This window comes from Myxococcus llanfairpwllgwyngyllgogerychwyrndrobwllllantysiliogogogochensis (genome assembly GCF_006636215.1).
Lineage (GTDB): Bacteria > Myxococcota > Myxococcia > Myxococcales > Myxococcaceae > Myxococcus > Myxococcus llanfairpwllgwyngyllgogerychwyrndrobwllllantysiliogogogochensis.
Genome location: NZ_VIFM01000409.1, coordinates 1 through 7,302 on the forward strand (window position 1 = coordinate 1; position 7,302 = coordinate 7,302).

Annotated in this window: 5 protein-coding genes; all 5 read right to left on the bottom strand. The window is 68.9% G+C overall.

Annotated elements, in window-relative coordinates:
- Positions 1-519 precede the first annotated feature (519 nt).
- Positions 520-2,364 (bottom strand): GspE/PulE family protein, encoded by a 1,845-nt coding sequence (locus tag FJV41_RS46985; RefSeq protein WP_217441818.1) that lies wholly within the window; start codon positions 2,362-2,364, stop codon positions 520-522.
- Positions 2,349-4,145: a zinc metalloprotease gene (locus FJV41_RS46990; protein WP_141649148.1), complete on the bottom strand. Its 1,797-nt coding sequence runs from the start codon at positions 4,143-4,145 to the stop codon at positions 2,349-2,351. Before FJV41_RS46990 ends, FJV41_RS46985 begins: the two co-directional genes overlap by 16 nt.
- Positions 4,146-4,633: 488 nt before the next feature.
- Complete coding sequence (locus FJV41_RS46995) at positions 4,634-5,365, bottom strand: uroporphyrinogen-III synthase (protein WP_217446157.1); 732 nt, start codon at positions 5,363-5,365, stop codon at positions 4,634-4,636.
- A 42-nt stretch (positions 5,366-5,407) separates the two neighbouring features.
- Complete coding sequence (gene hemC / locus FJV41_RS47000) at positions 5,408-6,346, bottom strand: hydroxymethylbilane synthase (protein WP_141649150.1); 939 nt, start codon at positions 6,344-6,346, stop codon at positions 5,408-5,410.
- Positions 6,343-7,302, bottom strand: a 960-nt coding sequence (gene hemA / locus FJV41_RS47005) for a glutamyl-tRNA reductase (protein ID WP_141649151.1), incomplete at its 5' end; no start/stop codon positions are given. The genes hemA and hemC, both read right to left, overlap by 4 nt.

The following is a 7,302-nucleotide window of genomic DNA, read 5'->3' on the forward strand; positions in this document are numbered from 1 at the left end:
GCGCCGACGCTCGCTGTCGAGTCGCACCTCCCGAGTTGCAACAGGGCGAGCCGTCGTCCGAGCCATGGCGTTCCTCCTTCCCTCAGAGGGGTAACACCTGCGGCTCAAGCCATATTTGCCGGTGTAGTTTTTTTGCCAGCACCGGTGAGGCGTTCGACGTCGATAAGTGTCATCAATCTTGAGGCCATCTCAGGCCAATCTCGTCGCGTGCCGTGCCACTCATCATGCAGCCCGAGTGGTTTCTTGCGCCTGACACAGAGCAGCGAACTCGCCCATCTGCATATCACCGAGCCACAGTTCAGCGACCAGCGAATACCGAACGGGCACTCTTGCAATGGCGATGACTGTCGTTGGGCATGCCATTCCATGCAAACTCAGCAGCTGCGGATTTCTCGTTCTTGATTCAAGGCGGCGTTGCCCCACCTTCAATCACAGGCACGCGCGCTTCACCTGCCCCGCCTGACACCGGGTGATTGCAGGCCCCCACCTTTCCGGCGGGAGGCCTGTCCACGTCCCGCCTCACGCCGACGTCATGCGCACCACTTCGTCGAAAGCCGTAAGCCCTTGAGCCAGCTTGCGCACGGCGGCCTCGCGCAGCGTGCGCATGCCTCCGCGCCGAGCCACTTCCACCAGCTTCTCGTAGGGAGCCTCGCGTGAAATCTGCTCGCGCAGCTCCCCATTCGTGGTGACGATTTCGAAGACGCCCGTGCGGCCCACGTAGCCGGTGCCTCGGCAGCGCACGCAGCCCGCGCCCTTCAGGAGGCGCACCCCACCCGGCAACAAGGGCAGCGGAGCCTGGAGCGCGAGGAGCTCATCTGGAGTCAGCGTCGCCTCCTCCGCGCAATGACTGCACACGCGCCGCAGCAGACGCTGGGCCATGACGCCCAACAAGCTCTGTGCCAGGAGGAACGACGGGACGCCCAAATCCCTCATGCGCGCCACGGCGCCCAGCGCGTCGTTGGTGTGCAACGTGGAAAGGACGAGGTGTCCGGTGAGCGCGGACTGGATGGCGTTCTCCGCCGTCTCCTGGTCACGAATCTCACCCACCATGATGACGTCCGGGTCCTGACGCAGGATGTGGCGCAGCGCGCTCGCGAAATCGAGCCCCAGCTTGGGCTGCACCTGCACCTGATTGAAGGCGTCCCACACCATCTCGATGGGGTCTTCAATCGTGGTGACGTTGACGTCCGGGCCCGCGAGCGCCTTGAGCGCCGAGTAGAGCGTCGTCGTCTTGCCACTGCCCGTCGGCCCCGTGACGAGGATGAGGCCGTGGGGCTGGTCAATCCACGACTCGAAGGAGCTCTTCTCGTCCGGCTCGAACCCGAGCTGGGCGATGTCCTGCACCAGCGTCTCCGGGTCGAAGATGCGGATGACCACCTTCTCGCCAAAGGCCGTGGGCAGCGTGCTGACACGCAACTCCACCTCACGCCCGTCCCGCTCCGTCTTGATACGCCCGTCCTGGGGCTTGCGCTTCTCGGAGATGTCGATGCGCGAGAGCATCTTCACGCGCGACACAATCGGCGGATGCACCTGCGCCGGCAACGAGTACACCGGGTGCAACACACCGTCGATGCGCAACCGAACCACACTGGTGGCCCGCTTGGGCTCGATGTGGATATCCGAAGCGCGGTTGTCGAAGGCATAGCGCAGCAGATAGTCCACCGCCTGCACCACGGGCCGGTCCGACGCCTCCAACTCCTGCGTGCCGCTGAGCGACACGAGCTGCTCGAAGTTGGAGAGCTGCCCCCCTCCCGCCGCCACGCTGAAGTCATCCGCCGCGCGGGCCAGCGTCTTCTTGAAGCCGTAGATGTCGGAGATGGACTTGAGGATGTCCGCCTTCGAGCTCAGCACCGGCTCCACCGGGAGACTGGTGAGGCGATGGAAGCTCTCGAACAGCTCCCGGTCGAACGGGTTGGCCACCGCCACCAACAACCGCCCCTGCGCCGTACGCTCCAGCGGAAGCAACACGTGCTTCTGCGCATACGGCCGGGACACCGTTCGCGTGGCCAGCGTCATGTCCAGCTTGAGCGGGTCGATCTTCCGGTAGGCGATGCCCGCGGCGCGCGCGGCGGCCTCCGTGACGCGGTCCTCGTCCAGCACGCCCCGGCCACTGGCCAGGGGCACCTGGAAGGCCGCCACCACCTCCACCGGCGACACGTCGTAGCGCGCGGCCTCCTTGCCACTCGCGGCCGTCTGCGCCTTGAGGACTCGCGCTCGCGCGGCCCCCTCCTTCGCAAGGATTTCCTGGGCCTGCTGGGCCGTCAGCAGCCCCTGCCCCACCAACGCCTCCAGCACGAAGAGCGTGGTGAAGTCATCCCGGCTCCGTGCGGGAGGGTTGCCAGAGCCGCTCACTGCTTGTGCCAAGTCCGTCTCCTTCCCGCCACCAGCAGCAGCAGGACCAATCCACCCAGGAACGCCGCGGCCGAGACAGGAGCACCTGTACAACCACAGCCATCCGGACCATGGACGCTGCCCTGGGGAGGCCCCGCGTCCACGGGCGGTGGCGGCTGGGTGCCACCATCGTTGCACAGCGTGCACGGGCCGGCGTCGGGCCGCGCCAGCGGATCGTAACAGGTGCCCCCAGATGCACAGAGCATGTTGGGCGCGCAGTCCTGGTTGGAAAGACAGACAGGCAGGCAGGCGGAGCTCCCCTGCTCCACCGCGCCACACCGCAGCGTCGAGGGACACGAGCTGGTGGAGCACGCTCGGACGCAGGCTCGCTCACCGTCCTTGTTCACCACCTGGCACGACGTCCCACCCGGGCAGGCGCACGCCGAGACGGAGCACTGCTGCGCGCACACGCCCTGCGTGCCCCCTTCCGCGAAGAGGCAGTATTGGTTGGTGCCGCACTCGGCGTTCGCCGCGCACGCATCGCCCACCTGCTTGCCCGCCGTCTGCTTTGGAACACAGACACGGTCACACGTCCGGCAGACGGAGTTGCTGTCACAGTCCAGGTCGCCATAGCAGCCGGGGACACAGAGGTCGCCCTCGGGCCGGGTCTCACAGGTATAGCCAGGGCGGCAGTCACTGCCACCGGGCGTACAGTCCTTGAGACAGATGGAGCCCTGCCCAGCCACGTTGGAGCACTCCGAGCCCGCGGGGCACGAACCGGAGCCGCTGCACGTCTCCGTGCAGTATCCATTGTCCCACCGGTCGAACTCGCCGTTGCCAGACGGAGGGGCCACCGGAGCGATGCAGTCACCATTCGTGTTGCCGCAGCTTCTCGGGCCAGGCGTGCACTCGCGCCCCACGGGGGTGACTCCGTCAGGCAGGGCCGGCAGACAGGCCCGGGTGTATCCGGAGACCGCCGTGGACTCGCGACAGACATAGGGGGCCGGACACTCGCCGGAGGTACTGCCGAAGCAGCCCTTCGCACAGACCTTGAGGTCCGCGCCAGAAACGGTGGACGGAGCGGTGACACACGTCAGGCCGGTGGTGCACGCGGTGGTGTCACAGGGCGAACCGACGGCGCCCGTCTTTGGATAGAAGCGGCACAGCGCCGTCCTGTCGTAGTCCGCGAGCTGGCGTCGGCTCTCTCCCCTCGGGATGTCGAAGAACATCACCGCGCCAATGGCCTCGAAGGAGTCGCCCAGGCCCAGGCAGTGGCCAATCTCGTGCGTCAGCACACTCTGGATGTCGTATTGGCCCGCGGGCGTGGGCGTCAGCGTGGACCAGGTGAAGTCCACGGCGTTGAGGAAGATGTCGCACTGGTACACGTAGCCGCTGAAGGTCAGCGGACGCGCGGCGGAGGGCCTGTCCCCGCCATTGAGCGTGTCCGTGTAGCGCGGGTCGCTCGCGCTCGTCACCCAGACGGGCACCACGTTGAAGCGGTCGGTGGGGTCATTGACGTTCGCCATGGGCGAGCCCGTCGTGGCCACGCCACCGTCCTGGGGGAAGGAGAAGGTTGGCCACGAGCAGCTCACCTGCCACGTCTGGGCCGCCGCGCGGCTGGCGGCCACCACCAGGTTGAGGTCATTGCCCGCGGGCTGGGCCTGGCGGCCGTCCACGTAGAAGACGAAGGGGTCCGCGGGGGTGCTGAGCACCCGGTGGCCCAGGTCCTTGTATTCCAACACCTGTTGCGCCGCCGCGGTGACGGACAACAACAACCCGAGTACGACGGCGCTCCGCTGCGAACCCCGAATCATCGAAGACCCCTCCACGTCGACCATCCCCGGGTACGCATTCGCCCGGACGTCGACGGGAAGGACAGTCTACCCGCGAACGGCGCGGAGGCTCACACCCGTGACTCAAGCGGGGCCGCCTCCCGCGACCGGCAAGGCCGAATCCCCTGGGATACCCGCACACAGCGCGGACCGTGGCATCCACCCACGACTCGGACCGAGAACGCTCCGCGACAGCCGAGGCCGAATCCCGTGAGCGACCCGAGCACCGCTCGGACCGTGGCATCCACCCACGACTCGGACCGAGAACGCTCCGCGACAGCCGAGGCCGAATCCCGTGAGCGACCCGAGCACCGCTCGGACCGTGGCATCCACCCTCGACTCGGACCGAGAACGCTCCGCGACAGCCGAGGCCGAATCCCGTGAGCGACCCGTGTACCGCTCGGACCGTGGCATCCACCCACGACTCGGGCCGAGGTCGCTCCGCGACAGCCGAGGCCAACTTCCGTGAGCTACCCGCGCACCGCGCGGACCGTGGCATCCACCAGCGCCTCGGGCGTGGGCTTCTCCGCGACGGCGGTGGCAGGCAGACCGAGTTGCTCCAGTGCGGACGCCGTGGTGGGGCCAATCGCCACCACTCGCGCGGGCCCCAGCCGCTCGCGACCCGCCGCGTCCAGGAAGGCCTCGACAGTGCGCGGCGAGGCGAACACCGCGACGTCCGGCGGTGACCCGGCGAGCAGCTCCAGCGCCTCTGGCGAAAGCTCCGCTGGAAGAGAGCGATAGGCCGTCACGCGGGTGACGAGCACGCCCGCGTCTCGCAATGCATCCTCGAGCTCGCGCCGTCCCTCTTCCGCCGCGGGCAACAACACCTCGTCACCCGACTGGAGCGCGTCCTTGAGTACCTCGAAGAGCGCTTCCCCTGTCCCCTCATCCGGCTCCGCGGCGACGTCCAGGCCATAACCTCTCACGGCGCGCGCCGTGCGAGGCCCCACCGCCGCCAGCTTCACGCGGGTGAGCCGCTGCGCCGTGCCCGCCTCGCGCAGCGCATCCATCAGCGCGTCCACCGAGGAGGGACTCGCGAACACCACCCAGCGATAGCGCTGGATGTGCTCGGCGGCGGACGCCAGCGGCCGAGGGTCCTCCGGAGGACGCAACTCCAGCAGCGGGAGGCTGAGCACCTCCGCGCCCTCGTCCTCCAGGAGAAAACACAGCTCCTCGGCCCGCTCACGCGGGCGCGTCACCAAGACTCGGATGCCTTCCAGTCGCCGTTCCACGCGGGCGACAGTCTAGGGCCGTGCGTCCGGGCGGCGAGCGAAATCACGCAGGATGTCCGCCGCGCCCTGCGACAGCAGGTCCTCGGCCAGCGCCTCGCCCAGCTCCCGCGCCTGTGCCACGGGCCCACGGACCTCGCCCCGCACCACGCGTGCGCCATCCGGCCGGCCCACGAGTCCGCGCAGGTGCACCATGCCCTCTGACACCGTGGCGTGCCCCGCCAGCGGCACGGTGCACCCTCCCTCGAGCTTCGCCAGCAGCGCGCGCTCGGCCGTCACCGCCACGCGAGTCGTCGCGTCCTCCAGCGGGGCAAGCAGCCCACACACCCGCGCGTCGTCCCCCCTGCACTGGATGGCGAGCACGCCCTGCCCCACCGCGGGCAGGCTCACCTCGGTGGACAACACCTGGGTGATGACACCCTCCAGGCCCAGACGCTTGAGTCCCGCGTACGCCAGCACCGCGCCCGCGAGCCCCAGCTCCTTCGTCTTCTGCAAACGCGTCTGCACGTTGCCACGCAGGCTGACGATTTCGAGGTCCGGCCGACGCGAGCGCAGGATGCAGCTGCGACGCAGCGACGACGTGCCCACGCGCGCGCCCTGAGGCAGCGAGTCCAACGTCTGTCCCTCCAGGCCGCAGAAGGCATCGCGAGGGTCCTCGCGCGTCGGCACCGCCGCGAGCACCAGGCCCTCCGGCAGCTCGGACGTCATGTCCTTCAGGCTGTGCACCGCGAGGTCGGCGCGACCGTCGATGAGCGCCTGCTCGATTTCCTTCACGAACAGGCCTTTGCCGCCCACCGCGGACAGCGGCGCGGACAGGAAGCGGTCTCCCGCGGTGGTCATCTCCACGAAGGACACCTCCAGGCCGGGATGATGCGCGGCCAGGAGCGCTCCCACATGTCGCGCTTGCCAGAGCGCCAGCGGACTCTGTCGGGTGGCGATGCGCACGGACTTCATCGCTTCGCCCCCGTGGCGACCTGTTGTGGGACAGGGGCCAGGGAGGAAGAAGCCGCGTCCGCCGCCTCGAGCTCCGCCTCCAGCAGGCCGAACAGCTCCGCGGCGGCACCCGCCAACCGGTTGCCTTCGCCCTCCGGTCCCACGGCACGCAGTCGCGAGGTGGGCTCATGCAACAGCTTGTTCACGATGGCGCGCCCCATGGCCTCGATGCTCTTGCGCTGCTTGTCCGTCAGCCCGTCACCCAACGCCGTCAACGTGCGCTCCACTTCCGTGCGGGCAATCGCCTCCGCGCGCTGACGCAGCCTCGCGAGCACGGGCATGCCCTCGCGCAGCGCGCGCTCCTTGACGAAGCGAGCCACCTCCTGCGCCACCAGCACGCCCGCCTTGTGCGCCTCCTCGGCGCGCGCGGCCGCGTTGTCCGCGACGAACTTCTGGATGTCGTCCACGTCGTAGGCGTGCACCCAGTCCAGCGTGCCCACCCCCGGGTCGATGTCTCGAGGCACCGCCAGGTCCACCATGAACAGCGGCCGGCCCTTGCGCCCCTTGCCCACCGCGCTCACGTTCTCCCGCGTGAAGAGGGGCACGGGCGACGCGGTGCTGCACACCACCACGTCCGCGGCTCCCAGGAGCGTGAACAGCTCCTCGAAGGGACGCGCCACCCCACCCACCTCCGTCGCCAGCGCCTCCGCGCGAGCCAACGTCCGGTTGGTGATGAACAGCTTCGTCGCGCCCGCCTGCTGCAGATGGCGCGCCGCCAGCTCTCCCATCTCCCCCGCTCCCACGACCAGCACCGTCTTGCCCTTCAAGCCGTCGAACACCTTGCTGGCCAGTTGCACCGCCGCGGACGCCATGGACGTCGCCGCGCGGCCGATGGCCGTCTCCGTGCGCACGCGCTTGGCACACCCGAACGCCGCCGCGCACGCCCGCGTCAATTCACCCCGCACCGCCCCCGCGCC

What these genes read in the sequence shown, in the direction of transcription:
- hemC (WP_141649150.1), bottom strand. Translation starts at nt 6,346, where the DNA reads ATGAAGTCCGTGCGCATCGCCACCCGACAGAGTCCGCTGGCGCTCTGG.
- FJV41_RS46990 (WP_141649148.1), bottom strand. Translation starts at nt 4,145, where the DNA reads ATGATTCGGGGTTCGCAGCGGAGCGCCGTCGTACTCGGGTTGTTGTTG.